Raw genomic sequence first — 15,433 nt, 5'->3', positions numbered from 1 at the left:
CCTATCCGAGATAGGCGGCGAACTCGTCCAGGGAGATGAGCCCGTCACCGTCCTCGTCCATCCTGGAGATCGCCGCGGCGGCGGCCTCGGGGGTGAGGGGCTGGCCGAGCACCTCCATGAGACGCGCCAGCTCGACGGCCGAGATCAGGCCGTCACCGTCGACGTCGACCATGTTGAACGTCAGCGCGTAGTCGTTGGCCATGGGTGGATCCGCCTTCCGGATGCGGAGGAATCAGACGGATGCACATTAGCGGCCCGGGCCCGGAACGCCGGAGGGGTCTGCCGGGATCCCGGGCCGGAGAGGCCCCGCGCGGACGCCCCGGGGGTCGAGCCCCGGAGCGTCCGCGCGGATCCCGGCGCGGCGGGCGGTACGGCCCCGCCGCCGGTCTCGGGCGACCGCCCCGGAACCCTAGACGACCGCCCCGGAACCCTCCCGGGGACGGGCGGCCCGCTTCAGCTTCGGCTGCGGCGGCGGGGCCGGGTTGCGCTTCTCGAACCGGATCGCCAGCGGCGCCGCGACGAACGCCGACGACAGGGTGCCGACGATGACGCCGATCAGCAGCGCCACCGCGAAGTCGGTGAGCGACGAACCGCCGAGCACGGCCAGCGCGGCCAGGATGAAGATCGCGCCCAGACCGGTGTTCACCGTACGCGGCACGGTCTGCAGGATCGCGGTGTTGGCCACCGCGGCGAACGGTTCCTTGCGCCGCTCCCCCCACAGCTCGCGGACCCGGTCGAAGACCACGACCTTGTCGTTGACCGAGTAGCCGATCACCGTCAGCATGGCCGCCAGGAACACCCCGTCGATCGGCTTGTTCAGCCACGCGAACGCGCCGACCACGACCGACGCGTCGACGGCCAGGGTCAGCACGGCCGCCAGGCCGAAGGTCCAGCGGAACCGGAAGGCCAGGTAGGCCAGCTGCGCGGCGAGCGCCACGGCCAGCGCGATCAGGGCGTTGCGGCGCAGCTCCGCGCCCATGCTCGGGCCGATGAGCTCGTCGCGGACCTTGTTCACCTGCCCGGCCCCGCGCTCCAGCGACGCCTCGATCCGGTTCACCTCGGCGTTGCCGATCTGACCGGTCCGCACGGAGATGTCCTTGCCCGAGGTCTGCACCACGGCGCTGGGGAACCCGGCGTCGGCGACCAGCTCGCGGGCGGTGTCGGCGGTGATCGCCTGAGTGGTGGAGTACTCGACGATCCGGCCGCCGGTGAACTCCACGCCGTAGTTCAGCCCGCGCACCGCGAGCCCGGCCAGCGCCGCGGCCGCCACCACGGCGGCGACCACGAGGTAGGCCACGTGGTGGCGCATCAGGTCGGGGCCGTGCTCGTTCAGCCAGGTGCGGAGCCGCCCGATCCCGGCGATGCCGGTGATCGCCGACCGGGAGGCGACGGCCCGGCGGTTGACCGCCCACTGGGCGATGACCCGGGTGATGACCATCGCGGTGACCATGGAGGCGAGCACGCCGATGGAGAGCGTCACGCCGAAGCCGCGCACCGGCCCGGAGGCCAGGAAGAACAGCAGCCCGGCGGCGAGCAGCGTGGTGATGTTGGAGTCGGCCACCGCGCTCCAGGCGTTGCGGAAGCCCTTCTCCAGCGCCTGCCGGAGCCTCGTCCCGCCCCCGGCCGCCGCGGCCTCCCGCCGCTCCCCGGCCTGCTTCGCGGCCGCGGACCCGGTCCCGGGCCGCGACCGGGAGGCGTACTCCTCCCTGGCCCGCTCGAAGACCAGCACGTTGGCGTCCACCGCCATGCCGATCGCGAGCACGAAGCCCGCCAGGCCGGGCAGCGTGAGGGTCGCGCCGAGCGCCACCAGCGCCGCGTAGGAGATCAGCCCGTAGCAGGCCAGCGCGAAGGCGGCGACGAGCCCCACCAGCCGGTAGGTGATGACGATGAACAGCGCGGTGAGCGCGACGCCGATGACGGCGGCCTGCGCGCTGGCGGCGATCGCGGCGGCGCCGAGGGTCGGGCCGACGGTCCGCTGCTCGACGGTCACGACCGGGACCGGGAGCGAACCGCCCTCGATCAGCACGGCCAGCTCCCGGGCCTGCTCGGCGGTGAAGGAGCCGGTGATCTGGGTGGAATTGCCCGGCAGGCCCACGTTGCAGGCCACGTCCTCGTTCACCTGGGGCGAGACGAGCACCTTGCCGTCGAGCACGATGGCGACCCGCCGCTTGGGGTCGCCGGAGGGGTTGCAGGCCGCCTCGCCGGTCAGCTTCGGCCACTCCCGGGTGCCCTTGCCGCGGAAGTCGATGGTGACGAACCAGCCGCCGCCCGACTGCGGGTCGATGCCCGCCTCGGCGGCGCCGACGTCGTCGCCGCTGAGCCGGGCCGGGCCGACGAGGATGCGGGAGCCGTCCTCGTCGGCGATGACCTGCTCGCCCTTGCCGGGCTTGGTGTTCGCGTCGGCCACCGCGATGACGGGGTGGATGGTCAGCTGGGCGGTCTTGCCGATGACCTCGGCCGCCTTGCTCGGGTCCAGCACGCCGGGCAGCTCGACGATGATCCGCTGCTCACCGGATCGGGCCAGGGTCGGCTCCGACACGCCCAGCGCGTCGACGCGCCGGCGGAGCACCTCCAGGGTGCGGTCGGTGGTCTCGGCGTCGGCCTTGACCGTCGGGGAGTCCCTGGTCTCCAGGACGATCTGGGTCCCGCCGCGCAGGTCGAGACCGAGGGTCGGGCGCATGGTCAGGGCTACGTAGAGAGACGCGGCGATCACGGCGAACGCCGCTATCGCGCGTATCAGCGGGGCACGCGACATGGAAGCCTCCACAGGCTCGGAGAGGATGAGGAGCGGTCCCGCGTACGGCCGGGCGCCCCGGCGCGGGCCCGCGGGACTCCGCCGGGTACGGCGGAGCACCCGGAGGACGGGTCCGGGGGGACGTCGGTCGACGGGTACGGCGCAGCACCCCGGAACGCGGGAACGCGGGGTGCCTCAGCCGCCTGTGGAGGGAGGCGCGCGGCCGGACCTGACGAGCAGGGCCGCGAGCGGGCGGGGGTCGTCGTCCCGGGCCGGGCGCGCGGCCGGACCGGGGGAGGACGGCGGATGCGGCAGCGCGCGCGGCGGCGGCGCGGCCGGGTGACCGCCTCCCGCGCCGGTCCCGGTGAAGGCGGAGGCGGCCGAGAGCTGCCGCTCGCCCAGAGGGGCCTGGCGGGAGAAGGGGTGGTGGTCGCCGGGGGCCTTGGCGACGGACGGCCGGTGCTGCGCGCCGTACGACAGGGCGGCGGGCGCGTTCAGCCCGCCCGAGACGAACAGCGGGAGCAGCAGGGCGAGCAGCCAGCCGAAGGGCGCACCGCACCTTCGCTGCCGCATGACGCCCTCCGGTGGACCGGGACCACCCCGTGTGATCCCACCCACCATAACCGGTCACCGCCACGCCGGCCGGGACACGCTCCGGCCGACGGGCCGCGGCGGGTCGCGATGCCGTCGCATCCTCATAAAAACCCCACGGGAGGGTAGTGCGCCCGCATGCGACTGACCTACACCGGAGACCTGTGGTGGAAGAACGCCGTGGTCTACTGCCTGGACGTCGAGACCTACAAGGACGGCAACGGTGACGGCATCGGCGACTTCCGGGGCCTGACCCAGCAGATCGACCATCTCGACCGCCTCGGGGTGACCTGCATCTGGCTGATGCCGTTCTTCCCGACCCCCGGCCGCGACGACGGCTACGACATCACCGACTACTACTCCGTGGACCCTCGGCTGGGCACCCTGGGCGACTTCGTGGAGTTCGTGCGGACCGCCAGGGACCGGGGCATCCGGGTCATCGCCGACCTCGTGGTCAACCACACCTCGGACGAGCACCCGTGGTTCAAGGAGTCGCGGTCCAGCCGGGACTCGGCCAAGCGCGACTGGTACGTCTGGCGGGACGAGCCGGAGCCCTTCGACCCGAAGGCCATCGTCTTCCCGGACGAGGAGGACAGCCTCTGGGAGCTCGACGAGGGGACCGGCCAGTACTACTACCACAGCTTCTACCGCTTCCAGCCGGACCTGAACACCGCCAACCCCGAGGTCCGCGACGAGATCGCGCGCATCCTCGGCTTCTGGATGGAGCTCGGCCTGTCCGGCTTCCGGGTCGACGCGGTGCCGTTCCTGATCGAGGACATCGACGGCGGCCCGCACGAGTTCCTCGCCGACCTGCGGGCCTTCATGAACCGGCGGGACGGCACCTCGATCCTGCTGGGCGAGGTCAACCTGCCCTACCCGGAGCTGACGGAGTACTTCGGCGACGGCAACGGCGACGAGGTCACCATGTGCTTCGACTTCGTCGCCATGCAGCGCTTCCACCTGTCCATGGCCCGCAAGAACCCGAAGGCGCTGGCCGAGGCGCTGCGCGAGCGGCCCAAGGCGCCCGACGACGCCCAGTGGGCGATGTTCATGCGCAACCACGACGAGCTGACCCTGGACAAGCTCACCGAGGCCGAGAAGCACGAGGTCTTCGACGCCTTCGGCCCGGACAAGGACATGCAGCTCTTCGACCGGGGACTGCGCCGCCGCGTGCCGCCGATGCTCGGCGGCGACCTGAGCCGCCTCAAGCTGGCCTACAGCGTGCTGTTCTCCCTGCCGGGCACCCCGGTGCTCTTCTACGGCGAGGAGATCGGACTGGGCGAGAACCTCGAGGCCAAGGGGCGCATGGCCGTGCGGGTGCCCATGCAGTGGGCGCCGAGCGGAGGCTTCTCGCGGGGCGAGGTGCGCACCCCGGTGCCGCCGGTGACCGGCGAGTTCGGCCCGCGCCACGTCAACGTCGAGGACCAGCGCCGCGACCCCGACTCGCTGCTGCACTGGGTGACGATGCTGATCGAGCGCTACCGGGAGTGCCCGGAGCTGGCCTGGGGCGACTACGACGTCCTCGACGCCGGGGACGAGGCCGTGCTGGCCCACCGCGCCGACGCCGAGGGCGGCACCGTGGTCGCGGTGCACAACTTCGCCGACCGCGAGGCGGAGGTGGAACTCGTCCTGGAGGGTCTCGGTGACCCGTGCGTCCTGGTCGACCTGCTGGTGGACGGGACGCTGGACGTCGGGCCCGGCGGGCGGGCGGGCTTCACCATGGGCCCGTACGGCTGCCGCTGGTTCCGGGTGGCCGAGCCCGACGAGTTCCCCGAGGACGCCTCGGCCAAGGGCCACTGACCGCCCGCCACCGCTCCCGCCCGGTCGCGGCGCTTCGACTGACCACCTCGGAGACGCTGCTACCGGGCGCCGATCCGTCGAGCCGTCTTCGATCAGGCGGCGCTGTCCAGAGATTTCTCGCTGACCGGCAGGCGCAGGGTCCGATCACCGAAATCGACCACCAGGTCGAGGCGTGCGCCGAGCGCCTCGACGTAGCGGGCGATGACCTCGATGGAGGTGACCTCGCCGTGTTCGATCTGGGAGACGCGGGCGACACTCACCTCCATGGCTGCCGCAACATCCTTCTGCCCCAGACCGAGCTGTTTGCGCGCCTCGGCCAGTTGATGGCCTCTCGCCTCGGCGAGCAGTCGTCGCGCCCCCGCCTCGATCTCCGCAGGAGAAACGCCGGCCGCGTGCAGCTGCCGTTCCAGATCTTCCCAGTCCCCCGGGGTCCTCTTCGGCACGTTCACTCCTCGGTGTCGCTGGTGTAGTCGATGTAGAGCTGGATGGCCAGGGGGATGTTCTCCTTGTACCACCGATCCCAGTTTCCCGCCTTGTCCCCGCCCGGCAACAGCAGAGCAGCCCGAGTGGGATCGAACGCGAAGATGATTCTGATCTCTGACCGGCCCCGTGACCCTGGACGCAACTCCTTCAAGGGCCGCTATCCGGAGGGGTCCGACCTGGAGCGCACCTGGGCGGAGGGCGCCCGTGCCTTCGCCGACCGCCGGGCCTCCACCGGGTGAGACGGGTCTCGGCCGTCCCCGGGAGCCCCCGATTCCCTCAACCCCGTATGCTACGGGCCGATATTGTCATCGACCCGGTTCCCCAGAGAAGGAAGTTCACCGTGTACAAGGAGTTCGCGATCGAGGCCGTGGTGTGGCTGATCCCCGTGGCCGTGCTCCTCGGCCTGGCCTGGATGATCACGGCGACGGCCTGACCCGGACGGCGCCGCGATCAGGGCGCTGTGCTGAAGGGGACGACGGGTCCTTCTCGAGACCTCATGATCTCCGCGACGCGGCCGCGTCCCGCCCTCCGGCGGGGCGCGGCCGTTCCGTGTCCGGAGAGGGCGCCGATCGCGGATCCGGTCGGTCCCTCCCGCCGCGGGCGAACCGGCGGAGGATCATGACACCGCCGTTCCAGCCGTTCCGGCCGTTCCAGCGGATCCGGCCGTTCTCACCGTCCCCGCCCCGGGGCGGGCGAGGACCCACCAGAGCCACACCTGGGTTCCCAGCAGCAGGGGTGTGAGGATCGCGGCGGCGGGGGTGAGCAGGGCGAGCGTCGCCGGGTCGGCGAGGTGCTCCGCCAGCGGCAGGCGGGATCCGGCCGCCAGCCCGGCCGACACGATGGCGGCCGAGGTCAGGGCATAGGCGGCGCGCTCGCCCAGCGCGCCGAAGGGCCGCCGCGCCCGCCGCCACGGCATCCCGGCCTCTCCGCCGGACGCCTGCCCGGTCTCCCCGCGCAGCGCCTCCCCGCCGGATGCCCTCCCTGTCCCTCCGCGCGAGGTCTCCCCGCGCAGCCGGAGCGCGGCCAGCGCCAGTCCCTGGGCGCAGAACAGCCCGGCGGCGGCGACGACCGCCGCGACCAGGACCGGCGGCGCCGCTCCCGCGCTCCCCGCCAGAACGAACCCCCAGCTCAGTGCCACCGCCCAGCTCCCGGCGACCACGGCCGCCTCGCACCCGGTCCGCCACGCCGCCCGGTCCACCCGTCGCCGCAGCAGGATCCCCGCGTCCCGCGCCACCCAGCCGAGCAGCAGCACGGTGAACGCCGCGTAGTTCTCCGCGAGGAACTCACCCTCCAGGACGGGGAAGGCCCCGGCGAAGAAGCCGACCGCGACGACCAGCCAGACCTCGTCGGCCAGGAAGAACGGCGTGATCACGTCCAGCACCCGGCCGCGCTCGGCGGGGGAGCGCCCGAGGTACGGCAGGAGCATGCCGATCCCGAAGTCGGCCCCCGAGAGTACGAGGTACCCGGCGGTGAAGAAGGCGAGGAGGGCGATTTCCATCGTGGTTCCTTGTCGGGAAGGGCGGGGACGTCGGAAGGCGGCTCGGCGCACGGCCGGCGCACGGCCTCCTGGGCGCGGCCGGGACGCGGCCTCCGGAACACGGCCGGGACACGGCCGGGACGCGGCCTCCGGAGGAGGCTCGGGACGCTGCTCAGAAGACGGCCGCCGGGATCGGCTCGTCCCGGGCGGCGGAGGAGCCGGACGGGAGGTCCGGAGCACCGCCCGCCGGGCCGCCGGCGGGGTCCGGGCCCCGGCGGGCGGCACGGGCGAGCATCCAGACGTTGACCGCGAACAGGACCGCGAACAGCACGGTGAAGGCGGCCAGCGAGAACCGGAGCAGGCCGGGCGGCAGGTCGCTCAGCGCCTCCTCGGTGGTCAGCAGCCCCTGCACCGCCCACGGCTGGCGGCCCGCCTCCCGCAGCACCCACCCGCCGAGCACGGCGGCGAACGGCAGCGGGACCGCCGCGGTCAGCAGCACGTGCCAGGCGCGCAGCCCCCGGACCGCCCGGGAGGAGAGCGCCAGCGGCACGCTCACCAGCGAGACGAGCGCCATCACCCCGAACAGCCCCAGCATCACGATCCCCCCGGCCTGCACCGGGAGCGCGGGCGGCACGTGGTCCACGAGGCCCGCGGCCCCTCCCACGCTCTCCCGGACCGCCTCGTACGCCGCCGCGGCCTCCGCCCGGAGCCGCTCGATCTCCGCCGCGTCCCCCTCGAAGACGGCCCACTTCATCGGCTGCACCGTGGAGAAGCTCAGCTCGCCGAAGGCGAGGACGGCCGCCAGGCCGGGCAGGCCGGTGAACACGCCGATCCGCAGCGAGCGGCGGAAGAACTCCTGCTCGGCGGTCCGGCGGCGCAGGTGGTGGGCGCTCACCCCGGCCAGGAAGAACCCGGCGGCGACCAGCGAGGCGGCCAGGACGTGCCCGAAGGCGGTGAGCGCCGCCGGGTTGGCCAGCACCGCCGCCGCGTCGGTGAGGCGGAGCACCCCGCCGGAGAGCTCGGCGCCGACCGGGTTCTGCATGAAGCCGTTGGCCACCAGCACCCAGTAGGCCGAGGCGTAGGCGGTGAGCGTCACCACCCAGAACACCGCCAGGTGCGCCCACCGGTTCAGCCGCCCCCAGCCGAAGATCCACAGTCCCAGGAAGGTGGACTCGACGAAGAACGCGACCAGCGTCTCCATCGCCAGCGCCGCCCCGAAGACGTTGCCGGAGAAGTGCGAGAGCCCGTTCCACGCCATCCCGAGCTGGAACTCCATCACCAGTCCGGTGACGATGCCCATCACGTAGTTGATCACGTAGAGCCGTCCCCAGAACCGCGTCATCCGCTCGTGCACGGCGGAGCGGGTCAGCGTGGCCCGCGTCTGCACGACCGCGACGAGCGTGGCCAGGCCGAGGGTGAGGGCGACGAACAGGAAGTGCGTCCCCGCGGTGAGGGCGAACTGCAGCCGGGCCAGGTCGAGCGTGTCCATGGCCCCAGCGTCCCGGTACGGCCCCGCCCGCGCGTCCCCCCGGGGATGGCGCCCGCCGTACCCCACCGGTTGCGGTCTCCCGCGGGGCGTCTACGCCGGAGGCACCCCGCACCCGCCAGGTGTCGGCGGACCGCAACCGCAACCGCAACCGCAGCCGCAGCCGCAGCCGCAGCCGCGGTCCGGCCCGATGCCCGGGCCGCGGTCCGGTCCGCCGCCCGGCTCAGTGCTCGGCCAGGACGATCACCGAGTCGCCGGGGCCGAGGCGGACCAGGCGGGACTTGTCGGGGTTGAGGACCACGCCGAAGTGCGGGGCCTCGCCGATCCGGTCGGCCAGGCGGTAGCCGATCGCGGTCTCGCCCCGGCGGGCGGCCGACTCGATCACCGTGGCGAAGCTGACCGGCGCCCCGGAGCGGACGTACCGCTCGGCGGGGCGGGGGTAGATCTCCGAGCCGCGCGAGTCGAAGAGGTAGCCGAACACGTCGGCCAGGTGCCGGTTCTCGGTGAGCTGGGCCAGGAGCAGGCCGATCACCGTGTCGCTGATCACGATGTCGTCGGCCCGGGTGACCTCGGCCAGGGCCCGGTTGTTCTCGTCGTGCATCTCGCTGACGATCGAGTAGCGCTCGCCGAGCGAGGTCTGCATGTCGCGCAGCTGCAGCAGGGTCATCAGCGTCCGGGTGTCGGCGTGCCCGGCGTCGTAGCGGTCGTCGGACAGCACGATGACGTGCTGGTAGACGCCCAGGCCCAGCGACTCCAGCGCGTACCGGTCGGTGGTCTCGCAGTCCTTGACGTTCACCGTGAGGTTGACCAGGCCGTCGACGCCGACCGCCGCGTCGGGGTGGTCGGAGGCGACGTCCAGGATCGAGCCGGGGGCGGCGTAGCCGTCCAGGCAGCGGACGATCTGGCGGCCCCGGCCGTTCCAGTTGAGCACCAGGGTCCGCTCGGGTCCGGGCACGGGGTGCGCGGTCATCACGATCGCGTCCTCCTGGGCCTTCGGCATGCCGTCCGCCAGCCGGATCATCGAGTCGTCCTGGGCGATCACGATGATCTCGTCCTCGGCCTCGACCACCGTGTCCGCGGGCGGGTTCAGCATGGTCCGGCCGCCGCGGCGCAGGCCGATGACCGTGGCCGCCTGGTAGGCGTGGAGCGCCCTGCCGTACGCCGTGCCCGCCAGGTCGGGGTCCGAGCGCAGGTAGATCTCGCCCCCGGCGAAGTCCAGCAGGTCCATGCAGACCACGGACGTGCCCGACTGGCGGGAGGACTGCACGATGAGCCGGGAGGCGGTGTCGTCGGAGTCGACGAGGTGCACGCCGTGACCGCCGGCGAGGCGGGCGGCGGCCATGTTGGCGGTGTCGGCGATCGCGGCCACCACCGGCGGGTGGTCCCCGGCGCGCTTGTCCAGGGCGAGCAGCGTCTTGATGACGTGCGCGTCGGGGTCGTCGCCCTGCGGGGAGAGCACGACGACCGAGCGGGCGGCGTCGAGGTTCATCAGGTCCAGGTCGGCCGGCTCCACGGGGCGTCCGGTCCGGCAGACCACCTTGGTCGCGCCGGTGTCGCCCACGTGCGTGCGGAGCGCGTCCTCCATGGCGACCTTGTCGAGGTCGGCGAGGATCGCGATGACGGAGCCGCGCTGGCTCGCGTGCGCCTGGACCAGCTCCCGGACGATCGTGAAGACCTGGTCGGACCAGCCGAGGATCACCGTGTGGCCGCGCTCGATGATCCGCGACCGGCCCTTGCGGAGCTGCTCGAACCGCTCCTTGAGCCCGTTGGCGAGCACGCCGACCAGCGCACTGACGATGAAGAGCCCGCCCAGCGACGCGACGAACATCAGCGCCACGAACGGCGCGCTCCCGGTGTCGCTGGCCACCTTGCCGGGGCTGAGCGTGCGCATCAGCGTCGCCCAGAGCACGCCCGCCAGACCGTGGTGCTGTTCGGCCTCGACCGGCGTCAGCCAGAGCACGAGCCCGGTGACCACGGCGATCAGCGCCGCGGAGATCGCCGCGAGCCACCCGATCAGCGCCACCGTGCCCCGCGACATGGTGTTGTCGAACCAGTAGCGGATCCGTTCCCGGCGCGTCGGCCTGGACACCGGCATACCTCCCCGTTCGGTGAATCCCGATCAACGATCGCACAAAAAGTACATGTCGCTCAGGTGTTCGTACATTCGGGGCCACCGGTACGGCGCACGGGCAGGTGGAGGCGCTCCGGGGCCGGGAGCGCACCGCGTGCGCCCCCGGCCCCGGGAGGGTCGTCCACCGGCCGGGCGGCCGGTCATCCGGTCGTCAGACGCGGAAGCGTCCCACCAGCGAGTTGAGGTGCGTGGAGTTCTGCGCCAGCTCCTCCGACGCCCGCCGCACCTCGCCGATGCTGCTCACCATCGCGTGCGCGGTGGCGGCGATCTCCTGGACGTTCTGCGCGATGGCGGTCGCGCCGGAGGCGGCCTCGGAGATGTTGCCCGCCATGCTGTCGGTGGTGCTGCTCTGCTCCTCCACCGCACCGGCGATGCTGCCCTGGTGGTCGTTGACCTCGCCGATCACCTGGGCGGTCGTGGAGATCGACGCCACCGCCACGGCCACGTCGCCCTGGATGGCGGTGATGCGCGCGGTGATGTCCTCGGTCGCCTTGGCGGTCTCCTGGGCCAGGTCCTTGACCTCGGAGGCGACCACGGCGAAGCCCTTGCCGGCGTCGCCTGCGCGGGCCGCCTCGATGGTGGCGTTCAAAGCCAGCAGGTTGGTCTGCTCGGCGATCGAGTTGATCAGCGCCACCACGCTGCTGACGGCCTCGGACGACTCGCCCAGCCGGGTGATCGCGGTGCTGGCCTCGGCGGCACGGGTCACCGCGGCGTGGCCGGCGGTGCTGGCCTCGGCGGCGCTGCGGGAGATCTCCCGGATGGAGGCGCCCATCTCCTCGCTGGCGGTGGCCACCGTCTGCACGTTGCCGGAGACCTGCTCGGCCGCTGCGGCGGCGCTGGTGGCCTGGGTCGAGGCGCTCTCGGTCTGCTGGCCGATCTCCGCGCTGATCGCCGACAGCTCCTGGGCGGCGGCCGAGGAGGAGGCGGCCGAGTCGTTGATCTGGCGGACCAGGTCGGCGATGTTGGCGATGAACCGGTTGAACAGCCGGCCCAGGACGCCGATCTCGTCGCGGCGGGACTCGTCCACCCGCTGGGTCAGGTCGCCGTCGCCCTCGGCGATGTCGCGCAGGCGCCGGGCCAGCTCGTTGACCGGCCCGGTGACGCTGCGGGTCAGGAACCAGGCCAGGCCGAGCAGCACGATCACGGCCAGCGAGGTGCCGAACAGCACCACGTTCTTGGTCGTCGACGCGGTCGCCTCGGCCTCGGCGGCCCGCACGGTGAGCAGGCTCGCCTCGGCCTCGCGCATCTCGGTCAGGGTGGCGCGGATCTCGTCCATGGTCGCCTTGCCCTTGTCGGACAGCACGACGGCCGCGGCGGCCTCGAAGCCCTCGGCGCGGCGCAGGTCGACGGTCTGCTGCATCTCGGCGAACTTGGCGTCGACCAGCGGGCGCAGGGTCTCGATGTGCTTCTGCTGGGCGGCGTTGTCGGAGGTGAGCTCCGCGGTCTCGTCCAGCAGGTCGCCGACGGCCTTCTTGGCCTCGGTGTAGGGGCCGAGGTAGGACTCCTCGGCGGTGATCAGGTAGCCGCGCTGGCCGGTCTCGGCGTCCTTCAGCGTCGACAGCACGCCGTCGAGTTTGCCGATGACCGTGTGGGTGTGGGCCACCCACTTCTCGTTCTCGACCAGATCGACCGTGTTGCTGTAGGAGACGGCACCGATGACGCCCATCATGACCAGGGCGGCCACGAACCCGGCGGTCAGCCGGCGGCCGATGGTCCAGTTCCAGCGGCCCGCCCCGCCGGTGGTCGTCCTCGTCGCCTGGTCGGGCATGTCGTTCATGGTGTGCTCTCTGTCGCCGTGTCAGATCGTTGTCGACCTGTCCATCGGCGGGGGCACCGGCTTTCAAAGCTTTCCTCTGGCGGAACATCTTTCGATAGATCTTCCCTCGAAGCGGGGCGTGCCGCCGCTGCCGGCGGCGACCGCCCGCCGGTCCCGGAGACCGGTCGGGCGGCCGGGCGGTCAGGCCGTCCGCCGGGCGGCGGCGCGGCCCGCGGTACGGCCGGACAGCAGGCAGCCGCCCAGGAACGTCCCCTCCAGGGCGTTGTAGCCGTGCACCCCTCCGCCGCCGAACCCGGCGACCTCTCCGGCGGCGTACAGCCCGGGGACCGGCTGCCCGTCCCGGTCCAGGGCGCGGGAGTCGAGGTCGGTCTGGATCCCGCCGAGGGTCTTGCGGGTGAGGATGTGCAGCTTCACGCCGATCAGCGGCCCGGCCGCCGGGTCGAGGATCCGGTGCGGGGGGACGGCGCGGCCGAGGCGGTCGCCGACGTAGCGGCGGGCGTTGTGGATGCCCTGGACCTGGACGTCCTTGCCGTAGGGGTTGGCGACCTGCAGGTCGCGGGCCTCGATCTGGGCGCGGACGACCGCGGCGTCGAGCAGCGGCTCGTCGGTGAGCCCGTTCATCCGCTCCACCAGCTCCTCCAGGGTGCGGGCCACCACGAAGTCGGCGCCGTTGCGCTTGAACGCCTCCACCGGGGCGGGCGCGCCCTTGCCGAGGAGTCGGGAGCGCAGGAAAGCCCTGCGGTCCTTGGCGGTGATGTCGGGGTTCTGCTCCGAGCCCGAGAGCGCGAACTCCTTGGTGACGATCCGCTGGTTGAGGATGAACCAGGAGTGGTCGTGGCCGGCGATGTCCGGGGTGGTGCGCAGGTGCTTCAGCGTGCCCAGCGTGTCGTAGCCGGGCAGGCACGGCTCGGGCAGCCGCCGGCCCAGGGCGTCGAACCACAGCGACGACGGGCCGGGCAGGATGCGGATGCCGTGCCCGGGCCAGATCGGGTCCCAGTTGTGCAGGCCCTCGGTGTAGTGCCACATGCGGTCGCGGTTGACCAGCCGCACCCCGGCGTCCTCGGCGATGTCGAGCATCCGCCCGTCGACGTAGGCCGGGACGCCGGTGACCATGTGCGCCGGGGGCCGGCCGAGCCGCTCGGGCCAGTGGCGCCGCACGCGGTCGTGGTCGGCGCCGATCCCGCCGGTCGTGACGATCACCGCCTGGGCGCTCAGCTCGAACTCGCCGACCGCGTCGCGGTTGGAGGCGACCCCGCGGGGGGAGTCGTCGTCGGCCAGCACCGTGCCCCGCACCCCGGTGACGGCGCCGTCGGTCATGACCAGCTCGTCGACCCGGTGCCGGTGGTGGAAGCGGACCAGCCCGGCCGCGGCGGCCCGGTGCACGGACAGGACGAACGGCTCGACCACGCCGGTGCCCGTGCCCCAGGCGATGTGGAAGCGGGGCACGGAGTTGCCGTGCCCGCCGGCGCGCAGGGCGCCGCGCTCGGCCCACCCGACGGTCGGCAGGAACGTGATGCCGTGCCCGGCCAGCCAGGACCGCTTCTCCCCGGCGGCGAACTCCACGTAGGCGCGGGCCCACTTGACGGCCCAGGCGTCCTCGTCGTCCAGGCGGTCGAACCCGGCGCTGCCCGTCCAGTCGCTCCACGCCAGTTCGAAGGAGTCCCTGACCCCCAGGCGGCGCTGCTCGGGCGTGCCGACCAGGAACAGGCCGCCGAAGGACCAGAACGCCTGCCCGCCGAGGTTGGCGGCGTTCTCCTGGTCGACCAGGACGACCTTCCTGCCCGCCGCGGTCAGCTCGTGGACGGCCACCAGACCGGCCAGGCCCGCGCCGACGACGATGACGTCCGCGTCCATGGGGGTGCTCCTCACTGCCGGATGCCGCCGGACATTCCGGGACATCGGGTACCGATGGGCGCCACCGTATTCGCCCTGCGGGAGTCTGGGCCAGTGGCCCGGGGCGTGGTCGTCCCTCCGACTCCGCAGACCGCGGCTCTTGCGAGGTTTCATCCACTATTAATGTGAATTATCGGCCCGTATATGTTTCCTCCCATTTAGGGGCAGGGTGAATGAAGGGATGCGGGTTTTTTGCACGGATGTCCTTGCCTTTCCGGAGCCCTCGATTGATCATGAAAAGGATTTCCGCACTGGTAACGGGAATCTCCGGCGTCATATTCGGGGGATATCGATGATGAGACTCGTCAAGAAGAAAGCCGCTCTGGCGGCGCTGGCCGCCGCCGCTGCCGCCTTCACCGTGGTTCCCGCCCAGGCGGCCTCGGCGGTGACGAACCCCTACAAGCCCGAGGCGGTGTGCGGCTCCGGCTTCAAGAAGGTCCCCGGAGGCGTCCGCCCGATGCGGGCGGGCTTCCCCGGAGGGGTCGTCGGTTACCTCTACCTGCTGTACAACGCCGACACCCGGCAGCACTGCGTGGTCACCATGAAGGCGACGTCCCTCGGCACCGCCACGACGACCCAGGTGGCCCTGGAGGTCGACTCGGAGAACGGCGGCGGACGCGGCTACAACCAGGCGATGCAGGGCAAGTACCGCTACTACGCCGGGCCCGTCAAGCTGACGACGGAAGGCAGGTGCGTCCGCTACACCGGCATGATCTACAGCGTGGACGGGACCATGCCGGCCTACGCCGAGGGCACCCACGGCTGCGAGGACCGCCAGAACTGGGGATTCCCGGGATCCCCGCTGGGCCAGGGCGGACAGGGCAGCCCGTTCGCCCCGATGGACGGCAACGTCCCCGCGATGCCGGGCCTCGTCCCGCCCGCCCTCGGCGTCTAGCCGGGCCCGCCCGGCCGGGCCCCCGGCAGAACGATCCGCACGACGTACGGCGCCGCGGCCTCCGGCGAGGAGGCCGCGTCCCGCCGGCAGGCGGCGGTGACCTGCGCTTCCGCAGGGCGCCGCCGTCCGCTCCCCGGAGGCGTCGCACCTCTGTTGGCAAGGGCCG

13 protein-coding genes are annotated in these 15,433 nt (G+C 72.6%); 3 read left to right on the top strand and 10 right to left on the bottom strand.

The window, feature by feature from the left end:
• Window position 1: 1 nt before the first annotated feature.
• The 3 genes from HS048_RS01440 to HS048_RS01430 form a co-directional block, all read right to left on the bottom strand.
• Entirely contained in the window at window positions 2-202 is a 201-nt protein-coding gene (locus HS048_RS01440; protein WP_068902170.1) for an EF-hand domain-containing protein, read from the bottom strand.
• Window positions 203-409: 207 nt separating this feature from the next.
• A complete protein-coding gene (secD, locus tag HS048_RS01435; protein WP_196465917.1) occupies window positions 410-2,755 on the bottom strand; it encodes a protein translocase subunit SecD in 2,346 nt (781 codons plus the stop codon).
• Between the two features lie 174 nt (window positions 2,756-2,929).
• Window positions 2,930-3,307, bottom strand: coding sequence for a hypothetical protein (locus HS048_RS01430; RefSeq protein WP_196465916.1), 378 nt, complete (start codon window positions 3,305-3,307; stop codon window positions 2,930-2,932).
• 156 nt (window positions 3,308-3,463) lie between these two features.
• Here HS048_RS01430 and HS048_RS01425 point away from each other — a divergent pair, with 156 nt between their 5' ends.
• Window positions 3,464-5,125 carry an alpha-amylase family protein gene (locus tag HS048_RS01425; protein ID WP_196465915.1) on the top strand — a complete coding sequence of 554 codons (1,662 nt, stop codon included), beginning with the start codon at window positions 3,464-3,466 and terminating at the stop codon, window positions 5,123-5,125.
• A gap of 92 nt (window positions 5,126-5,217) precedes the next feature.
• Here the strand turns inward: HS048_RS01425 and HS048_RS01420 are convergent, their stop codons facing one another.
• Both HS048_RS01420 and HS048_RS01415 read right to left on the bottom strand, forming a co-directional pair.
• Complete coding sequence (locus HS048_RS01420; RefSeq protein WP_068902176.1) at window positions 5,218-5,568, bottom strand: helix-turn-helix domain-containing protein; 351 nt, start codon at window positions 5,566-5,568, stop codon at window positions 5,218-5,220.
• Window positions 5,569-5,570: 2 nt separating this feature from the next.
• Complete coding sequence (locus HS048_RS01415; RefSeq protein WP_307832331.1) at window positions 5,571-5,750, bottom strand: type II toxin-antitoxin system RelE/ParE family toxin; 180 nt, start codon at window positions 5,748-5,750, stop codon at window positions 5,571-5,573.
• Between HS048_RS01415 and HS048_RS01410 the strand changes: the two genes are divergently transcribed.
• On the top strand, window positions 5,710-5,847 hold the full coding sequence (locus HS048_RS01410; RefSeq protein ID WP_196468072.1) for a hypothetical protein: 138 nt from the start codon (window positions 5,710-5,712) through the stop codon (window positions 5,845-5,847). The genes HS048_RS01415 and HS048_RS01410 overlap by 41 nt on opposite strands.
• A gap of 377 nt (window positions 5,848-6,224) precedes the next feature.
• On the opposite strand, the gene HS048_RS01405 is transcribed toward HS048_RS01410, so the two are convergent.
• The 5 genes from HS048_RS01405 to HS048_RS01385 form a co-directional block, all read right to left on the bottom strand.
• Complete coding sequence (locus HS048_RS01405) at window positions 6,225-7,106, bottom strand: cytochrome d ubiquinol oxidase subunit II (RefSeq protein ID WP_196465913.1); 882 nt, start codon at window positions 7,104-7,106, stop codon at window positions 6,225-6,227.
• A gap of 151 nt (window positions 7,107-7,257) precedes the next feature.
• The gene (locus HS048_RS01400; RefSeq protein ID WP_196465912.1) at window positions 7,258-8,574 is read right to left on the bottom strand and encodes a cytochrome ubiquinol oxidase subunit I; all 1,317 of its coding nucleotides are present in this window, start codon (window positions 8,572-8,574) and stop codon (window positions 7,258-7,260) included.
• Between the two features lie 220 nt (window positions 8,575-8,794).
• The gene (locus tag HS048_RS01395; RefSeq protein WP_230880684.1) at window positions 8,795-10,666 is read right to left on the bottom strand and encodes a potassium transporter TrkA; all 1,872 of its coding nucleotides are present in this window, start codon (window positions 10,664-10,666) and stop codon (window positions 8,795-8,797) included.
• Between the two features lie 187 nt (window positions 10,667-10,853).
• On the bottom strand, window positions 10,854-12,479 hold the full coding sequence (locus HS048_RS01390) for a methyl-accepting chemotaxis protein (protein WP_196465910.1): 1,626 nt from the start codon (window positions 12,477-12,479) through the stop codon (window positions 10,854-10,856).
• Between the two features lie 180 nt (window positions 12,480-12,659).
• On the bottom strand, window positions 12,660-14,333 hold the full coding sequence (locus tag HS048_RS01385) for an FAD-binding dehydrogenase (protein ID WP_196465909.1): 1,674 nt from the start codon (window positions 14,331-14,333) through the stop codon (window positions 12,660-12,662).
• Window positions 14,334-14,664: 331 nt separating this feature from the next.
• Here HS048_RS01385 and HS048_RS01380 point away from each other — a divergent pair, with 331 nt between their 5' ends.
• On the top strand, window positions 14,665-15,267 hold the full coding sequence (locus HS048_RS01380) for a hypothetical protein (protein WP_196465908.1): 603 nt from the start codon (window positions 14,665-14,667) through the stop codon (window positions 15,265-15,267).
• The last annotated feature ends 166 nt before the right edge of the window (window positions 15,268-15,433 follow it).

Origin of the sequence: Planomonospora sp. ID91781 (genome assembly GCF_015711595.1) — a bacterium.
Classification (GTDB): domain Bacteria; phylum Actinomycetota; class Actinomycetes; order Streptosporangiales; family Streptosporangiaceae; genus Planomonospora; species Planomonospora parontospora.
This window is presented reverse-complemented; position numbering and strand designations above follow the sequence as displayed.